Source organism: Acinetobacter sp. YH16052 (genome assembly GCF_013417155.1).
Classification (GTDB): domain Bacteria; phylum Pseudomonadota; class Gammaproteobacteria; order Pseudomonadales; family Moraxellaceae; genus Acinetobacter.
In genome coordinates this window covers 1-15,872 of record NZ_VPEO01000032.1, presented here as the reverse complement: position 1 = coordinate 15,872, position 15,872 = coordinate 1, and the positions used below count along the sequence as shown (strand labels likewise).

The window sequence follows — 15,872 nt, the reverse complement described above, 5'->3', positions numbered from 1 at the left end:
CGCGACTCATGAGTGCTCGGTTATATGCGGGCCAATTGGTTGTGCGGTAGATTTTCTGTGTAGGCTTCTTCATTTGAAAATTATATCGCTGAAAAAGCCTTTACAGATAGGTTTGTGCAACAAAGCCTGTTTAGCGTATAAGTGAAAGCCCAATTCAAGTAAATTGGGCTTTTTTATTCACTTGTTAGGTTCCATGCTGATTATTTAAGCAATGTTCCACGAATTTCTCTAATTTAAATCAATATCATCCTGTTATTTATAAGTCATTATTTCATGTGTTGGAACTGAAATTGGTTTCTAAAAAAATAGAGGACTTGATTAATTATAAGAAAGCAAAAATGGCACAGAAAGACATTTTTTAGATGGAGATTCAACTTATTCCAATTTGTGCAAAATTTGTACGTGCCTTTCAATAACATTCTATGCATCGCAAATGACAAATAAGTAAGTCGGCTGAAGCATTGATCTTCAGCTTTGAATCCGGTTTAAAACTGATCTTTCAGGGTTCTTAAACGCTGGAATTCTTCCACGCTTTCTGCGCGCAGAAAAGGATTGGTTTGCAATTCATCTTCAATACTACTTGGCAGCGTGCACTGGCCTAGTATACGCAAACGCTCAATATGTTCGAAGCGTTCCAGAATTGCCGAATTGTCCGGTTCAACGTGTTTGGCAAACTGTGCATTCGATAATGTGTATTCATGGGTGCAATAGACTTGGGTGCGCGGTGGCAAGGCAGCCAGACGGGACAGTGAATGATACATCTGTGAATAGGTGCCTTCAAAAACCCGGCCACAACCCATGGCAAATAAGGTATCGCCGCAGAACAGCACATCAATTGCATCAATAAAATAAACAATATGGCCGAGTGTATGCCCGGGTACAGCAATCACCTGGATATCTATTCCATGAAAATTAAACTGTTCTTCATGCTCAAGAGGATGGGTGATAAACGGAATTTTGCTTAGTTCTGCCCGTGGGCCATACACAGGCAGATTTTGTCCTTGGATCAGTTCCGGCACACCGCCAATATGATCTTTATGCCAGTGAGTCAGCCAGATTTGACTTACAGTTAAACCGTGTTCGGCACAATAGTCTTGTACCAATTCTGCTTCGGTTGGATCAATCACAGCCACCTGATGCGACGCGGTATGTTCAAGCAACCAGATATAATTTTGCAGTGAATTCTGGACATCAATACAGTGAATTTTAAAGGGTGTCATAGCACATCACATCAAATGAAGATTATAGATAAAGTAGCATAATTTCGGATACTCTGGTGCTGGTTGATATCGTCTGATCATCCGCGATTACTTTCATTTATTCCAAATTTGAAAAATTTATAATTCCGGATCATCAATGCTCACCGCATTGCCGATGGTGTAAAAATGCCCGCCGGCTACATGATGAATACTTTTCCACTCTTCATCCACTTCATGATAATGCCAGTGGCCGTCGCGGAAGACCCGATCATCGGCATAGGCTGCAATCACCTTGCCTATAAACAGGTCATGCATTTGCTGGTTATGCGGCTCAGGAATCATCTCGCAGAGTATCCAGGCCGCACAGCCTTGTACTACAGGAATATCAGCATCAGGAAAATGAAATAGTTCTACTCCGGATTGTGCCAGTTTGTCAGGCACATCATGCAGGCTCTGCGTACCCAGACGATAGACCATATTCAGTTGTTTCAATGTTGGAATTTGCAGCGCGAAATAACCTGAATTTTCAATAATATTTCGGGTTTTGGTGCTTTTATCCAGAACCACAGTCACTTTGGCGGGGCTAAATTCCAGTGCGCATGCCCAGGCTGCTGCCATGACATCTGTATCCTGCTGATCTTGAGCAGATACCAGTACAGTAGGGCCATGGGTAATCAGACGATAAGCTTTTTCTAAGGGAACACTTTGAATAGGGGAGTTTGTCATGCAGCACCATTTGCTCTATTTATTTAATAGGCTAGATTAATGAGATGATTAACATATTCAAGTTCATTCTTGCAAAAAAGCTTTTAAACTAGAGATCGTTATATTCAGGAATTCAAAAAATGAAAATGTACCAGGTCGATGCGTTTACCACGGAACTGTTTAAAGGCAATCCCGCAGCCGTGATTGTACTGGAAGACTGGCTCGAAGATGGTCTGATGCAAAATATCGCCTTGGAAAATAATCTGTCCGAAACGGCTTTTGTTAAAGTCATCGATAGCGATAATTATGCCATCCGCTGGTTTACGCCAACCAAGGAAGTGGATTTTTGTGGTCATGCGACATTGGCCAGCAGCTTTGTATTATTCAATCAGTTTGGTACGGGGAAAACGATTCATTTTCACGTAAAAGACTTAGGCATTTTTGTAGTCAGTCAGGATGCTGATGGCAAGATCAGAATGAATTTTCCAATCCGTCGTGCAGCGCCAGTTGCTGAATATCCTGAAGCTTTAAGACAGGCCTTGAGCAAACCGTTTAAACAGGTTTATCTGAATGCACAGGGCTATATTGTTGAATACGAATCGGTACAGGATGTGCTGGATGAAACGCCTGATTTTGAATTGTTGAAACAGTTGAATGGCAAGCGTACAGCCATTACTGCTCAAAATACCTATTTAGATGTCGCAATTACTTCACAAGATACCCAATACGACTGTATTTCACGTTATTTTGCGCCGAGTAATGGCATCAATGAAGATCCGGTAACCGGTTCGATTCATACCGGAATTGCGCCGCTCTGGGCCGAGAAACTCGGTAAAAATGAGCTGGTCGCCTATCAGGCATCAGCACGTGGTGGGGTGCTGTATTGTGCTTTGCAAGATCAGGAACGAATTGAAATTTCCGGTTATGGAAAGTTATATATGCAGGCTGAAATCTATCTTTAATTTTTATAATTACATAGATATACATGTCGTCAGGCGAGGCGGCATGTTATTTTGATGGTTCGGCTTGGAATAGATTATTCAGAAAAAGAATCATTCTCTAAGATGGGCGCGAATAAAAATTTATATTTATAATTTGGATGAAGAATGTTGCTACGTTATAAAAATTTAAGTCTGGCGATTGTATTGTCTGGCTGTAGTGTACTAAGTTTTGCACAGCCTGTTTTGGTGAAAACGGAACAGAATATTGAAGAATACCGACTGGATAATGGACTGCGCATTATCCTGGCACCGAATGATAAAGAAAATAAAGTTTTTATGAATACGGTCTATCTGACCGGTTCCCTGAATGATCCTCAGGGCAAGGGCGGACTGGCCCATCTGCTGGAACATTTGGCCTTTAAAGGCACAGAAAATGTCAAAGGGGATGAATTCCAGCGTCGACTGGATCAATATACCTTGATGACTAATGCCAGTACCGACTATTACTCGACCAAATATACCAATGTGATCCGTCCTGAAAAAACTGCGCTGAGTGAAGTCATTTTTCTCGAAGCCGAACGCATGGACAAGCTGGTGCTTCAGGAAAAATATGTACCGACTGAAATTGATATTGTAAAACGCGAGCGTGAAATTCGTCTGGATCAGCCATTTTCAGTATTGATCGATCAGGTGTTTAAATCTGCTTATGGCAATCAGTATTTAGGCCGTTTGCCGATTGGTGACCTAAATGAGCTGCAATCAATCAATATGCAGGAACTAAACCATTTTTACCGTCAATGGTATGCACCGAATAATGCCTTTGTGGTCATTTCGGGCAAATTTGATAAGGCCGAAGTCTTAAAACAGCTGGATACGCATTTCAGTCCGATTCAATCCCGAAATGTACCAGCGCAAGTGAAAGTCCCAGCGCTTAAACCAGAGCAAATCAAACAGCGTGAATTTACAGTAAAGAAAGGCAGTGATCTGGCCAAGTTTAATCTTTATTTGAATCAATCCAAAGAAAGCATTAAAACGGCTTTGGCTGTTTCGCCAACGCTCTATACTTTGCAGCCAAGTGGACATCTCTATCAGAATATGGTGGAAACTGGGAAGTCAACAGCGGTGCAATCCAGTACCTGGCTGGATAAAGACTTTAATCTGGTGTTTATGGGAGCAATCTATGCTCCGAATCATCAGGCACAGGATATTGAAAAGGGGCTGATCCAAGGCGTAGAAAAGAGCCAGCCATTTACCGAAGCAGAATTAAACCGGGCTAAAAATCTGACCCGAAATCAGGCCGACAATATTAAAAATAGTGCGACTGCTTTAGGTTCACGTTTAAGTGATTATGCAGTGGCGTATTCGGGTGACTGGAGCCAGTATTTTAAAGATCTGAGCGCGATTCAAAACCTGAATGTGAATCAGGTCAATCAGGTCTATAAGAGTTTTTTAAAACCTGAATACCGTATTTCTGGCAATATTTTACCTACCCCGGAAGATCAGAAGAAAGCGCAGGAACTGGCACAGACAGAAGCACCGACAAAAACTCTGGATCAGCAGGCTGAAGCAGAAGAGCCAATGAAAGATGTCAGTGTCTATCAGGCTGAAGTAAAGCAATATGTCCAGGAATCCAAACAGTATTTGTACAGTAAAGACAAACAGATTCAGCGTGGCAAGTTGAAAAATGGCATTAAATACGCGCTGTTTCCGACGACTACCCGCGATGACAAGGTCTATGCCACAATTTCACTGGATTTTGGTACCGCTCAAAGCCTGATGAATAAAGGCGAGATTCTGGACCTGACCGCTTATTTAATGTTGCGCTCTTCGGAAACTCAAAGCTTGCAGCAGATTGCCGATAAAATTATTGAAGTAGGCGGTTCGGCAACTGCCGGTGCATCCGGCAATGGCCTGACCTTGCAGATCAGCGCCAAAAAAGAAAAGTTTGAAGAGTTTTTTCAGTATGTGGTTGATGTGCTGAAAACGCCGGCATTTGAGCAAAGCCAGTTTGACTTGATCAAGGGGCAGACTTTATCCAGTCTGGATCGTCCTTATACTGAACCAGATACCGTGTCGAGCTTGACGATGGCGCGAACTCTCGAGATCTATCAGCCTGGCGATCTGCGTTTCCATTTCGAGCCTGAACTGGCCAAAAAACAGTATCAGAAAGCGACTCGCGAACAGGTTGTGGCACTGTATCAGCAGTTTTTAAAAACCCAACATGCGCAAATCGCGGTTACGGGCGAATTTAATCCGAAATCGATGCAAAAAAACCTGAAAAATAGTTTCTCAGACTGGAAAGCGGCACAGCCTTATGAGCGTCTGAAATCGGAATATCGAAGCTACCCAGCCCAGAAAATTCATGCGTTGTCCGAGCAGCGTGAATTCGGGAGTTATGAGGCATTCATGAGCATGCCGGTCGGCGCAGATCATGCCGATGCACCTGCATTACAGGTATTTCGATATATTCTGGGTGATTCACAGTTATCGTCACGACTGGCACAAGAGCTACGCGAGAAAAATGCCCTAGTATATGGTTTTAGTGCAGATGTGCAACTCGATGAATGGGCAGATGTGGGCGCCATGATGATTAGTGCCAATTATACGGCTGGAAAATCCGCACAGGTTTCTCAGGCAGTGCATAAGGTACTCAATGAACTGCTGACACGTGGCGTGACTGAACAGGAAGTCGAAGCGGCAAAAGCCAGTATCTTGAAACAGCGTTTAACTGCACTCGAAGATGATCGCCGTATTCACACTATGTTGATTCCACAGCTGGAAAAAGACCGTAATCTGGTTTACCGGGAAAAACGTGATCAGGCGATTGCTCAACTGAGCAAAGCCGATATTGATGCCATGATCAAAAAATACATCAAGCCGGACCAGCTGGTTGAAGTGATGGCTGATCAGTATGGTAAGCAAGTTAAAACATCGTAGTGTTGATAAAAAATCCCCTCAAATGAGGGGGTTTTTTTATTTACCATATTATTAAAAGCCCAATTTAAGTAACTTTTCTGGTGAACAGGATTCCACCTAAAACACCAGATAATACAGCGCAGGGCAAGCTCCACCAGAAAGTGGCAAAGAGAAAAAGGAAAATACCACCTGATACCAAGATTGATCCTAAAGCGATATCTTTATTAAAGGGTAAGTGGATCATATGTTGGTAATAGTAGGATGCGATTCCACTAAAACAGATCACCAAGCAAGTATATAAAAGCTTTTCTGACAAGGGACTAGCGATCATTTCTTCCCAGAGCATATGTATTTTTCTCCTTTTTTAAGGATCCAGACTCTTATTCTTCTAATTTATAAAACGCTTTAGCATTTTCATAAAAGATCGGCTTTAACGCATTTTCATTGTAGTCCTGAACAATATCGCTAAAGGCATCAATAATATTGGTGAGTGAGCTGCTGACACTGTCCATTGGAAAGTTGGATGCAAACATCACGCGTTTAGAACCAAAGCAGTCTAAAGCATGCTGGATCAAGGGAGTTGCACGTTCCACTAATTCCTGTTTACTTGCCAGCCGTTTCTGCTGATGAAAATCATGACCTAAAACGGGCATAAACAGACCAGACATTTTGGTCGATACATTCTGACATTCAGACAGTTCTGTCAACTGATCTTTCCAGTCTGCAAATATCTGGGCGCGATCTTGTTCGGTCTTGCCTGTAGCTTTGCCCACCTTGCCAAATAAACCTGCGGACGTACCCAGATGATCCAGCACAATAGGGGTGTTTGGAAAGTCTTTGGCCAGCGCAGTAACGTCCGCAATCTGGGGAGAATATACCCAGGCATCAAAGCTTAAATCTTGCTTGGCCAGTTCCTCAAAGCCTTTCAGAAAATTTTTGTTGCGATAGAGATGCGGTTCATTGGTCCAGGCATGAATCCCTTTATCCGGATGTACCGCAGCCATTTTACGGATGCCGCGAAACTTGGGAGAAGCTTCTCGATGTAGTTGAATCAGTTGCTTGAAGTTCTTCTGTCGTGGGTCTGCCGTGGCGACGATTCCACCTAACTGGATATTATGCTGATCAAAAGGAAGTCCAGCGATAAAACGGGTTTCATTTACCACACCCGTACCTTTATGGTCATGCCAGCTGGCTTCAACATGCACAATCTGCTCTATTTCATAATGTCCTGCATCTTTCTTGTAATTTGCAGGCAGATAAGGTGCAGTCAGGTGCTGTGTCAGGCCAATGGTCTCAATGACGTCTCTGGGTTTCAACAGTCGAACCATTCTGTCTAGTAATTTGGGATGATTGCCGAACAGCTTTACCGCTAGCGCTGCCGCATGTGGGGTATTGTACGGATCCCATTGGTGGATATGAGGGTCAATGATCGGGAAGGGAAGTTGCTGCATGCTATGCCTTGTTTTCGTTTATTTATTATTCAATTTATATAGTGCTTAAATCACTTTAAAGTCAATATGATAAATGACAGCAAATAAAAAAAGCCCCGCGAGGCTTTTCGTATTTTAATCAATGATCATGCTTGTGATCATGGTTATGCTTGTTGGCATGAAACTCTTCATTGTGACGGAAACGTAAATAGTTTTCGAACTGTTCACAATATTCATCATAGTTATCTTCCAGCATCATTTGAAATTGCTGCAAGATATAAGACATGACCTGATCTTTGGCATCACGCATCTCGTTGCCATCTTTAAAATTATTTGCTGCCACCCAGGTATTGAAACGGGCAGTACCAAATAACATCGCTGCACTGACTTGACCGCGCTTATCGCTCGGTTTTTCTTGTGAGCCTTTTTCTACGCGACAAAACTCGTTGGCTTGTTGAATAAATTCATCAGCACGTTCAAAGAATGCCGCATTTAACGCTTCTTCTTCGGTTACATCGGTTGCTTCAATCTTTTGAACCATGAATTTGTTCCTAACACTAAAATCTCAATCGCTAATTATAGGCAAAGCCTTGCGGAAACTAAACCTTTGCCTTAATCTAAAAATAGCCTAAGCATATAAAAGTGAATGCCATGCAGGATGCGATTACGGTACAAAGTCTAAAAAGTGATATTGCTTTATTGCGCCAGAATATCTGGCCACCGGCAAATCTGGCCAATGTTGAAGGCTTGCCGATTTATTATGGCAGCCAGTCACAGGTAGATGAATACTATAGCCAGTGGCTCGGTTTGATTGAAAGGGCACAGGATCTGTTTCAGCCTTTTATGGAAGATGAAATCTTGGATGCGATCCATCTGCCGAGTCATTTAAACCTGCCGCTGTTTTATTTTCATGTTGACCGGATCCGGATCAATAAAACCCGTGCCAAAGAATCCAAAACTTTTCGTGGGGTCGCCAGCCTGATCGAAAAATGCGGCCAGTTCGAACCCGAGCAGGTTGCAGCCATGCGGCAGTGGCTCGAGAGTGACGATACCGCAGCGTTAGTGGCACACCGTGAATTTGTTGATCTGCGCACTTATGTATTTCAGCATGGCCAAAGTGAATATACGCGCACCCGTTTTTATGTGAATGGAATCGTGCTGAGTGTCGAGCCACATTTTGAGCTGGTCGATGCACGGGATAAGCCACGCAAGCAACGTAGCGACAGTTATAACGATCCGCTGGCAGACAATAATACCTGGAAAGTATTCGGCAAATATCGCTAGCACAGTTTGACCAAGCCCGGTCTTACCAGAAGGGCTTGGTATTTTCTGCAAACTGCTGTAAACGCTCTGCTGCTTCGTTCGACAAACGCTGCTGTTCCGCACTTATCCAGCCCAGCACAAACCAGGCCTTGGCCTGTTGTTTGACATAAGGTCTAAATAATTCGTCTGCTACAAACAGGTCATTATAATGCCCAAGGCTTTCCTGCAAGGGTTTTAAGGCTTTTAAATAAGCTTTAACCTCTTTTTCAGGAAATAAGCTTTGCAAGAATTCTACGTTATAGCGTAAGCGTTTGACCCGTTTGCGTGTGCGATGTCGGGATTCAATATCCAGTTCTTGATAGTTCTCGGCATCCTGACAGATTTGCTGATGCAGCTTGCTCAGGCCTTTACACAAAATTTTATGCGAAGACTTAGCTTTACCCTCTGTATTTTCTTGGCTAAAGCTGAATAGTTGCAGCATTAATTCTACTGTGGCAGGACTTCTGAACAGCGCACTGATATCTGGTTGTTTTTGTCGGTGTGGTGGTAATTTCAGTAAGGGTGAACCTGCTTTTTCCAGTTGTGGAATCAGGCTTTCTGCCAGGGCATCGCGATCTCGGGTGGAACCCAGTTGCTGAAAAATATCCCGCAGCTGTTCCGGCCATTCTGGCTGTACATGTTCAGTCACGGACTGGAAAATTTTAAAAGCACTGCGCAAACGTCGAATCGCAACACGTGCCTGATGCACATGATCACTATTATAATTTTCGGCAGCAATCGCCGTCGCATTTGGGAAAAGATGAGCCAGACAGTTGGCGACAATTTTTTGTAAAATCGTACTGATCTGATCTTTCTGTTCAAGCACTAAGGGAAGCTGATGCTGAACTGGCAGACTCTCTTCATCATGTAATAAGGCATAACCGCGTTCCGATTTGCTCCGTGTATCCAGCCACAAAGCATAACGCTGAACCCAGGGCTGAATGAAATCAATCAATTCACTCAGCTGGCCGGATTTAAGCTCAAATTCGACTTCATAAATATCGATGGCTTGATCATTGTGTCGAATTTCTCCGACATCAAAGGCAATTTCAATCTTACTGTCCAGATGACTTTCTGTTAGTACATACCGTACGACATCTGTTTCAAATTGCAGAATAAGCGGTGTCTCCAGATCACCGAGCGCCTGTTTCAGGATTTTTTTGGCCGGTTTATGTTTGCGATATAACTGAAAATCACAATGTTCCGGAGGACTTTTTAATTCATGCTCAAGTTCAAAACGTTCAAATTGTTGTTCAGTCGCTGCTTTCAGGGTTTGAATCCATTGCTGGTCTTCCAGACGTTGCCGCAGGGCAATCTGATGTTGTTGTAATTGTTGCGCTTCAGTATCAAAGTAGCGTGCACACAGACGATGCCGAGTCGGCTGAAGTTTCTGAATGTCCTGTTCAAATTGCACACGAGACTGTGGCGGAATCTGGAATTTGAGTTCTATTTCTGCCATCGGGTCATTCCTCCGCGATGTTGGTTTTATAGATTAATATAGCCCAAAGATCGGCAGGGGTGTGATGTGCTTCTGCAACAAAAAAGCACGCCAGAGAAGGCGTGCTTTGAGTTTTTCTTGTGATATTTATTTCAATATTTTTATTTCAATATTTTTATTTCAGGAATTTACGACTGACCAAGAACTGTTCGGTCGCTTCAAGCAGTTTCTGCGCATAGACTTCCTGCTTGGCAGTCAGCCAGCCCAGCACAAACCAGTCACTTGCTTCCAGCTCGGTCTGCTGAATATAAACTGCAGAAGAGGCCAAAGTTTGATATTCACTGGCTGCCAGTTGAGCATCGTTCAGCGCTTTGCTGTATTTCTGCAAATTTTTGACATCATAGATCGTGGTTAAAATCGGAAAGCTGAATTTGAGCTCCTGAATCCGGCCCGACAATTGATCCAGACTTTCAAAATCAGTGATATCGGTCTGGTTCATTTGTTCCTGCAAAGCTTTATATTGCTGTTGCAAGGTAGTTTGAGCAGCAGTTTTCAAGTCCAGCGAGGCATGCTCATTTTCATTTAAACTGAACATCAGTAATTCCAGATAATGATGCACATTCTGGGTAGATTTGACCAGATTACCGAGTTTCTCCTGCGCATACAGAATATCTTTGCTCAGGTTTTCTGCCGTGGTGGGATTTTGCAGGAAGCCGGCCAAGCTGTTTTGCATATGCTGTAAATGTTGCAAATGTTCAAATTGCTGCTTAAAGGCCGCCAGTTGATGTGCCCATTTGTCCGAAAGCTGTGGATGCCAGTCTTTGAAGAGCAGCAAGGTCAGATATAAGTGATCCAGTGCCAGTCGTGCCTGATCAATATGTTCCTGCTCTGCAACCTGAGCTGCAATCGCCGCGATATTCGGCAATAAATGCTGCATCTGCTGTGCAATCAGACTGTACATGGTTTTACTGGCGCTGTCTTTTTTGCTGATCTGAAATTCTTTGCTAAGGGTCGCAGGACTGACGCGCTGTGAAGTGGCCAATAAATTGCCTATTTCGGCCTTGCTACGTACATCGAGCCAGAGCTGGTATTTCTTGACCCATTCAAAACTAAACGCCAGCAGATGTTGAATTGAACCATTTTTTAGTTCGAACTCGACTTCATGTACTTCTTGCTCGGCCTCCTGTGTGCGGATCTGTCCAATATCCAGGCTGACTTCGATCTGGGTATCTTCATAGTCAATCACCCTTAACGTACGGGAAATATCGGTTTCAAACTGGAGTTGGAGCTGGTCGAACTGATTGCCGAGCGCATTGCTGAGAATTGCCCCGGCTTCTGGAAATTCCTTATAAATATCTAAATCCAGTTCAGGAGATGCGGTTAATTCCCCTAGATCATGATTATGTTCAAAGCGTTCGATATGACTTTTTCCGGCCGCTTTTAGGGTTTGAACCCAACGTGTACCTTCCAGACGCTGACGCAGTGCTACCCCATGCCGGGCCAGTTGACGGTCGACCGTATCATAATATTTGGCTTGAAGCTGGATCTGTTGAGACTTTTTCGGATCAAGTGCCTTGAGCAGCGCAGTGCGTCTTGCCGCAGGAATCTGGAACTTGAGTTCAACTTCAACCATGATGATCATCCTATCTGTTCAGTGCAATTAAGTACTGAATCTTCACTTGAATAAGGTTTTAAAATGAGGCGGACAGCAGCCGCAATTATATTTTTAGATTTGTGCGCAGCAGATTGTAACCAAAATCAAAATGCATGTAAGACTTGACTGAGCATAAAAAGCTTAAACAGAAGTTTGAAACTTAGATTTCATCGGTTCATTTTAGGCTAAAACGATCGGATTCAGGCCTTCACGGGGATGTGCAAGATGCATTGAAGCGCGCATCAAAAGGCTGTTATTTGGCTAAAATATACGCTAAGGTAAAACAAAAAACGTCAGGATGATGACAGATGAATGTACAAGTACAACCAGAAAGTAAGAATGAGGTGATGGTTCAGCCCCAGATGCCGATTAAGAGTTATCATGAATTTTATCGCTTCTATTTGACTGAGCATCGGCATATTATCAGCCGCCGTCTGCACGTGGCCGGCAGTAGCATCGGTTTATACTGTTTTGCCAAAGCCATTCGTCAAGGCAAGCCGCGATATTTTGCCTATGGTTTGCTATCTGGTTATGCCTGTGCCTGGGTCGGTCATTTTATCTTTGAGCGCAATAAACCGGCCAGCTTCAAACAGCCTGTATATAGCTTTATCTCGGACTGGCGCATGTTTGCCGATGTCCTGCGCGGTAATATCAGTCTGATCGACCGTAAATACGATAAAATTTCCAGTTGAGCCAGAATGACTTTTATCGGAATGTGCCCACTTAAAGCATGAAATTTCGATAAAAGCCTTGCAAGTCTAGAATTATTATTCTAATAATTATGTTATTGCAGATTAGGTTTTTTGATCAACCATTCTATTTTAATCAATACAACAGTTTTCCAAGCCTGGAGCGACCTTCTCCGGGCTTTTTTTTATGCCTGTTTGCTATCAATAAATGTCTAAAATTTTGCTGATGCTATTGTGTAAATATTCATGGAAGAATTCATGTGGATTTGTGCTGAAAGTAAAAGATCCTTTCTGGCTTTGAAACGTCTCCCCACAAAAGAATGACTCAAAACCAGAAAGGATCGGGTATTACCGACACAGGTATTTATTTTTCTGTTTATTTTCTGTGTCTAAGGCTATTTAAGACGCTTCGTGCCGATTGGGCTATCCCTGAAAATGGGTATTTTTAATATTAATTAATTTGAGTACGCTTGAGTCAGGCGAAAAAAAGACAAAAAAATCGCTCTTAGAATTTTGCAACTTCTCCACCAAGTTATCTGCAAAATCCTAAAAGCGTTTGTCGGAGGGCGTAAGCATTAACACGTTATAATTATTGTTATAAGGCCATTAAAACGCAGATTTGAAAGTCCGTATATCCCTGAAAATGGTGATATTTACGATTTAATTGATAAATTGTGCTAAAAAACTGCAAATCTGTTGCTACCTAGTCTCAGAAACAGCAAGATGGCGGCAATTAAACCGAGTTATGCCTATAATAGAGCCATCCTAGCAAGTGGCGAGCAAGATGCGCGGTTTATATTTAATTACCAATGATGATCCATTAGAGCTTTTATTGGCGAAGTTGGAAGGTGCAATGGCCAATGGTGGTGTTGCGGTCTTGCAATATCGCCGTAAAAAAGTGGCGAAAGAAGATCAAATTTACGAAATCGAGTACATGAAAGCCATGTGTGCTGAATATGGCGTACCTTTCGTGATTAATGATGATCTTGAAATGGCGGTTAAATACGGCGTAGGTGTGCATTTGGGCCAGGATGATGGTTCTATTGTCGACGCTGTAGCGCGTTTGCCCAAAGGCGTGTTGATTGGCCGTAGTTGTAATAACTCACTTGAGCTGGCTGAACAGGCCATTGCTGATGGTGCAAATTATGTGGCATTTGGCGCAATTTATGCGACTGACAGCAAGCCAGAAGCCGGTAATATTGGTCTGGAAACCTTAAAACTGGCCAAAGAGAAATTAAATGTACCTTTATGTGCCATTGGCGGTTTAACGGTTGAAAATTCCAAGGATGTCATTGAGTCAGGTGCGGATTATTGCGCGGTGATTAGTGATATATTGGGACTCCCTATGAATGCCATTCCTGAACGTTTAGATGAATGGTCTGCGCTTTTTCAAGCTACAGCATAAAATTTTTTGATTGATTTAATTTTGAGTCGAGTGCCTTCATGAGCTTATCTCCAAAGCAAGAACAATTGTTCAAACAAGCCAATAAACATATCCCGGGTGGCGTCAATTCACCTGTACGCGCATTTAATAGTGTCGGTGGGACGCCGGTCTTTATCGAAAAAGCCCAAGGTGCGTATCTGTATGATGTCGATGGCAAACGTTATGTGGACTATGTAGGTTCATGGGGGCCGATGATTTTGGGTCATGCGCATCCAGCGATTATTAAAGCGGTTCAGGATGCCGCAGTAGACGGTTTGAGCTTTGGTGCGCCCACAGTTCATGAATCCACACTGGCAGACATTATCTGCGAGATCATGCCATCGATTGAGCTGGTTCGTATGACCAACTCAGGTACAGAAGCGACCATGACCGCGATTCGTTTAGCGCGTGGTTATACTGGCCGTGACAAGATTGTAAAATTTGAAGGCTGTTATCACGGTCATTCGGATTCATTATTGGTAAAAGCCGGTTCAGGTTTATTGACCAGTGGTGAAGGGGAAGCGACGTCGGCAGGCGTGCCAGCGGATTTTGCAAAACATACGCTGACACTTCCATATAACGACATCGCGACTTTAAAAGAATGCTTTGCCAAATTTGGTTCGGAAATTGCCGGCGTGATTGTTGAGCCAGTCGCAGGCAACATGAACTTGGTGAAACCAATTGACGGTTTCCTGCAAGCGATTCGTGATGTCTGTGATGAACATGGTTCAGTGTTTATCATTGATGAAGTAATGACCGGTTTCCGTGTCGGTTTGGGTGGTGCGCAAGCACATTATGGCGTTACTCCGGATTTAACCACTTTAGGTAAAATCATTGGTGCAGGTCTGCCAGTGGGCGCTTTTGGTGGTAAGCGTGAAGTGATGGAATGTATTGCACCACTGGGTAAGGTATACCAAGCAGGTACATTGTCGGGTAATCCACTGGCAATGCGTGCCGGTATCGAGATGTTCAAGCATTTACGTACCGAAGGTTTTTATGAAAAATTAACCGCACAACTCGAAAAATTGCTCGCCGGTTTACAAACTGCTGCTGATGAAGCAGGCATTCCATTCAAGACCCAACAAGTGGGCGGTATGTTTGGTCTTTACTTTACCGATCAGGAAGATATTACTAGCTTCGACTCTATGCTGAAATGCGATGTCGATGCGTTCCGTAAATTCTTCCATGGCATGTTAAATCGTGGCGTAAACCTTGCACCATCTGCTTTTGAAGCAGGATTTATTTCTGCTGCGCATAGTGATGAAGATATTGCTTACACGATTCAAGCGGCTAAAGAAACTTTTGCTGAGATGAAAGCGTAATACCTCTCCCAAACCCTCTCCTTAAAGGAGAGGGCTTTCATCTATCGAATAGAAATGAAAATTTAAAGACTTCCTCCAGTATTCTTGCGCTATATATGGCTCAGGCTTAGGGGGAATTACATTTAAAATTAGAGATCATTTTCATGCAAACCAAACATTATTTGACTTTAAGCGATGCGGAATTTTTATTAGATCAAGCCCATCAATATGCCATTCAGAACAGTTTTAATGTCAGTATTGCAGTCGTAGATGAAACGGGTAATTTGCTTGCGATGAAGCGTATGGATGGTGCAGCACCGATGACTGCAAATCTGGCCGTCGAAAAGGCTAAATGTTCAGCTATGAGTCGCCATCCCTCCAAACTGTTTGAGGATATTATCAAAGGCGGACAGATGGGTTTTCTGACCATGGAAACTTTCTCAGGAATGTTGGAAGGTGGTGAACCGATTCTGTATCAAGGCCAGCTCGTCGGTGCGATGGGTGTGTCGGGTGTGTCGGGTGTAAAGTCGTTTGAAGATGCGGAGATTGCACAGGTAGCCATTGAGAAATTTTTGGCGCAGCAAAGCTAATCCAAAATAGAAATTGATCAGCTTAATTTAATAAAATCATTCAAAGTTGTACCAAAATGAAGCGTGGAACGTGAAATATCAACTAAAAAGCCCAATCGCTAATGAGTGGGCTTGTCTATATACAATAAAGTTATAATTTAAAAAGGAAATCAAAAGATGTTATTCACCAATTAAAATGTCTATGCGATAAACCATTTAAAATGTCCTGTTTTTAACCACAAGAGTCAAGCACAGGATTTAACTTTCTTTGTTCAATAACAGCTTTCTGAGCTTTACGACTCGGC

14 protein-coding genes are annotated in these 15,872 nt (G+C 43.0%); 7 read left to right on the top strand and 7 right to left on the bottom strand.

The features are described 5' to 3' along the window. Nucleotides 1-485: 485 nt before the first annotated feature. The gene (gene gloB, locus FTV42_RS14445) at nucleotides 486-1,220 is read right to left on the bottom strand and encodes a hydroxyacylglutathione hydrolase (RefSeq protein WP_004280019.1); all 735 of its coding nucleotides are present in this window, start codon (nucleotides 1,218-1,220) and stop codon (nucleotides 486-488) included. A 117-nt stretch (nucleotides 1,221-1,337) separates the two neighbouring features. Further along, nucleotides 1,338-1,925 carry a flavin reductase family protein gene (locus FTV42_RS14440; RefSeq protein WP_180039126.1) on the bottom strand — a complete coding sequence of 196 codons (588 nt, stop codon included), beginning with the start codon at nucleotides 1,923-1,925 and terminating at the stop codon, nucleotides 1,338-1,340. Between the two features lie 119 nt (nucleotides 1,926-2,044). Here FTV42_RS14440 and FTV42_RS14435 point away from each other — a divergent pair, with 119 nt between their 5' ends. Continuing rightward, a complete protein-coding gene (locus FTV42_RS14435) occupies nucleotides 2,045-2,866 on the top strand; it encodes a PhzF family phenazine biosynthesis protein (protein WP_180039125.1) in 822 nt (273 codons plus the stop codon). 144 nt (nucleotides 2,867-3,010) lie between these two features. Next, nucleotides 3,011-5,782, top strand: a complete 2,772-nt coding sequence (locus FTV42_RS14430) for a pitrilysin family protein (RefSeq protein ID WP_180039124.1) — start codon at nucleotides 3,011-3,013, stop codon at nucleotides 5,780-5,782. Between the two features lie 64 nt (nucleotides 5,783-5,846). Here FTV42_RS14430 and FTV42_RS14425 read toward each other — a convergent pair whose 3' ends face one another. The 3 genes from FTV42_RS14425 to FTV42_RS14415 form a co-directional block, all read right to left on the bottom strand. Beyond that, the gene (locus FTV42_RS14425) at nucleotides 5,847-6,107 is read right to left on the bottom strand and encodes a hypothetical protein (RefSeq protein WP_159123777.1); all 261 of its coding nucleotides are present in this window, start codon (nucleotides 6,105-6,107) and stop codon (nucleotides 5,847-5,849) included. A gap of 34 nt (nucleotides 6,108-6,141) precedes the next feature. Further along, nucleotides 6,142-7,212 carry an amidohydrolase gene (locus tag FTV42_RS14420; RefSeq protein ID WP_180039123.1) on the bottom strand — a complete coding sequence of 357 codons (1,071 nt, stop codon included), beginning with the start codon at nucleotides 7,210-7,212 and terminating at the stop codon, nucleotides 6,142-6,144. Between the two features lie 118 nt (nucleotides 7,213-7,330). Then, entirely contained in the window at nucleotides 7,331-7,732 is a 402-nt protein-coding gene (locus FTV42_RS14415; RefSeq protein ID WP_004280011.1) for a DUF3144 domain-containing protein, read from the bottom strand. A gap of 110 nt (nucleotides 7,733-7,842) precedes the next feature. On the opposite strand from FTV42_RS14415, the gene FTV42_RS14410 reads away from it, so the two are divergent. Beyond that, nucleotides 7,843-8,475: a hypothetical protein gene (locus FTV42_RS14410; RefSeq protein ID WP_071852235.1), complete on the top strand. Its 633-nt coding sequence runs from the start codon at nucleotides 7,843-7,845 to the stop codon at nucleotides 8,473-8,475. 22 nt (nucleotides 8,476-8,497) lie between these two features. Here FTV42_RS14410 and FTV42_RS14405 read toward each other — a convergent pair whose 3' ends face one another. Next, a complete protein-coding gene (locus FTV42_RS14405) occupies nucleotides 8,498-9,952 on the bottom strand; it encodes a CYTH and CHAD domain-containing protein (protein ID WP_071852229.1) in 1,455 nt (484 codons plus the stop codon). A gap of 154 nt (nucleotides 9,953-10,106) precedes the next feature. Continuing rightward, nucleotides 10,107-11,564 (bottom strand): CYTH domain-containing protein, encoded by a 1,458-nt coding sequence (locus tag FTV42_RS14400; RefSeq protein ID WP_180039122.1) that lies wholly within the window; start codon nucleotides 11,562-11,564, stop codon nucleotides 10,107-10,109. A 329-nt stretch (nucleotides 11,565-11,893) separates the two neighbouring features. Here FTV42_RS14400 and FTV42_RS14395 point away from each other — a divergent pair, with 329 nt between their 5' ends. The 4 genes from FTV42_RS14395 to FTV42_RS14380 all read left to right on the top strand — a co-directional run bounded on the left by FTV42_RS14395 (nucleotide 11,894) and on the right by FTV42_RS14380 (nucleotide 15,588). Continuing rightward, nucleotides 11,894-12,277, top strand: a complete 384-nt coding sequence (locus FTV42_RS14395) for a DUF962 domain-containing protein (protein ID WP_114542139.1) — start codon at nucleotides 11,894-11,896, stop codon at nucleotides 12,275-12,277. Nucleotides 12,278-13,058: 781 nt separating this feature from the next. Beyond that, nucleotides 13,059-13,679 (top strand): thiamine phosphate synthase, encoded by a 621-nt coding sequence (gene thiE / locus FTV42_RS14390; RefSeq protein WP_180039121.1) that lies wholly within the window; start codon nucleotides 13,059-13,061, stop codon nucleotides 13,677-13,679. Nucleotides 13,680-13,717: 38 nt separating this feature from the next. Beyond that, complete coding sequence (gene hemL / locus FTV42_RS14385; RefSeq protein WP_180039120.1) at nucleotides 13,718-15,019, top strand: glutamate-1-semialdehyde 2,1-aminomutase; 1,302 nt, start codon at nucleotides 13,718-13,720, stop codon at nucleotides 15,017-15,019. Between the two features lie 143 nt (nucleotides 15,020-15,162). After that, complete coding sequence (locus FTV42_RS14380; RefSeq protein WP_180039119.1) at nucleotides 15,163-15,588, top strand: heme-binding protein; 426 nt, start codon at nucleotides 15,163-15,165, stop codon at nucleotides 15,586-15,588. Nucleotides 15,589-15,872: the final 284 nt, after the last annotated feature.

Bases quoted from the DNA above. Each gene is read 5' to 3' on its own strand.
- gloB (WP_004280019.1), bottom strand. From the start codon at position 1,220: ATGACACCCTTTAAAATTCACTGTATTGATGTCCAGAATTCACTGCAA.
- FTV42_RS14440 (WP_180039126.1), bottom strand. From the start codon at position 1,925: ATGACAAACTCCCCTATTCAAAGTGTTCCCTTAGAAAAAGCTTATCGT.
- FTV42_RS14435 (WP_180039125.1), top strand. From the start codon at position 2,045: ATGAAAATGTACCAGGTCGATGCGTTTACCACGGAACTGTTTAAAGGC.
- FTV42_RS14430 (WP_180039124.1), top strand. From the start codon at position 3,011: ATGTTGCTACGTTATAAAAATTTAAGTCTGGCGATTGTATTGTCTGGC.
- FTV42_RS14425 (WP_159123777.1), bottom strand. From the start codon at position 6,107: ATGCTCTGGGAAGAAATGATCGCTAGTCCCTTGTCAGAAAAGCTTTTA.
- FTV42_RS14420 (WP_180039123.1), bottom strand. From the start codon at position 7,212: ATGCAGCAACTTCCCTTCCCGATCATTGACCCTCATATCCACCAATGG.
- FTV42_RS14415 (WP_004280011.1), bottom strand. From the start codon at position 7,732: ATGGTTCAAAAGATTGAAGCAACCGATGTAACCGAAGAAGAAGCGTTA.
- FTV42_RS14410 (WP_071852235.1), top strand. From the start codon at position 7,843: ATGCAGGATGCGATTACGGTACAAAGTCTAAAAAGTGATATTGCTTTA.
- FTV42_RS14405 (WP_071852229.1), bottom strand. From the start codon at position 9,952: ATGGCAGAAATAGAACTCAAATTCCAGATTCCGCCACAGTCTCGTGTG.
- FTV42_RS14400 (WP_180039122.1), bottom strand. From the start codon at position 11,564: ATGGTTGAAGTTGAACTCAAGTTCCAGATTCCTGCGGCAAGACGCACT.
- FTV42_RS14395 (WP_114542139.1), top strand. From the start codon at position 11,894: ATGAATGTACAAGTACAACCAGAAAGTAAGAATGAGGTGATGGTTCAG.
- thiE (WP_180039121.1), top strand. From the start codon at position 13,059: ATGCGCGGTTTATATTTAATTACCAATGATGATCCATTAGAGCTTTTA.
- hemL (WP_180039120.1), top strand. From the start codon at position 13,718: ATGAGCTTATCTCCAAAGCAAGAACAATTGTTCAAACAAGCCAATAAA.
- FTV42_RS14380 (WP_180039119.1), top strand. From the start codon at position 15,163: ATGCAAACCAAACATTATTTGACTTTAAGCGATGCGGAATTTTTATTA.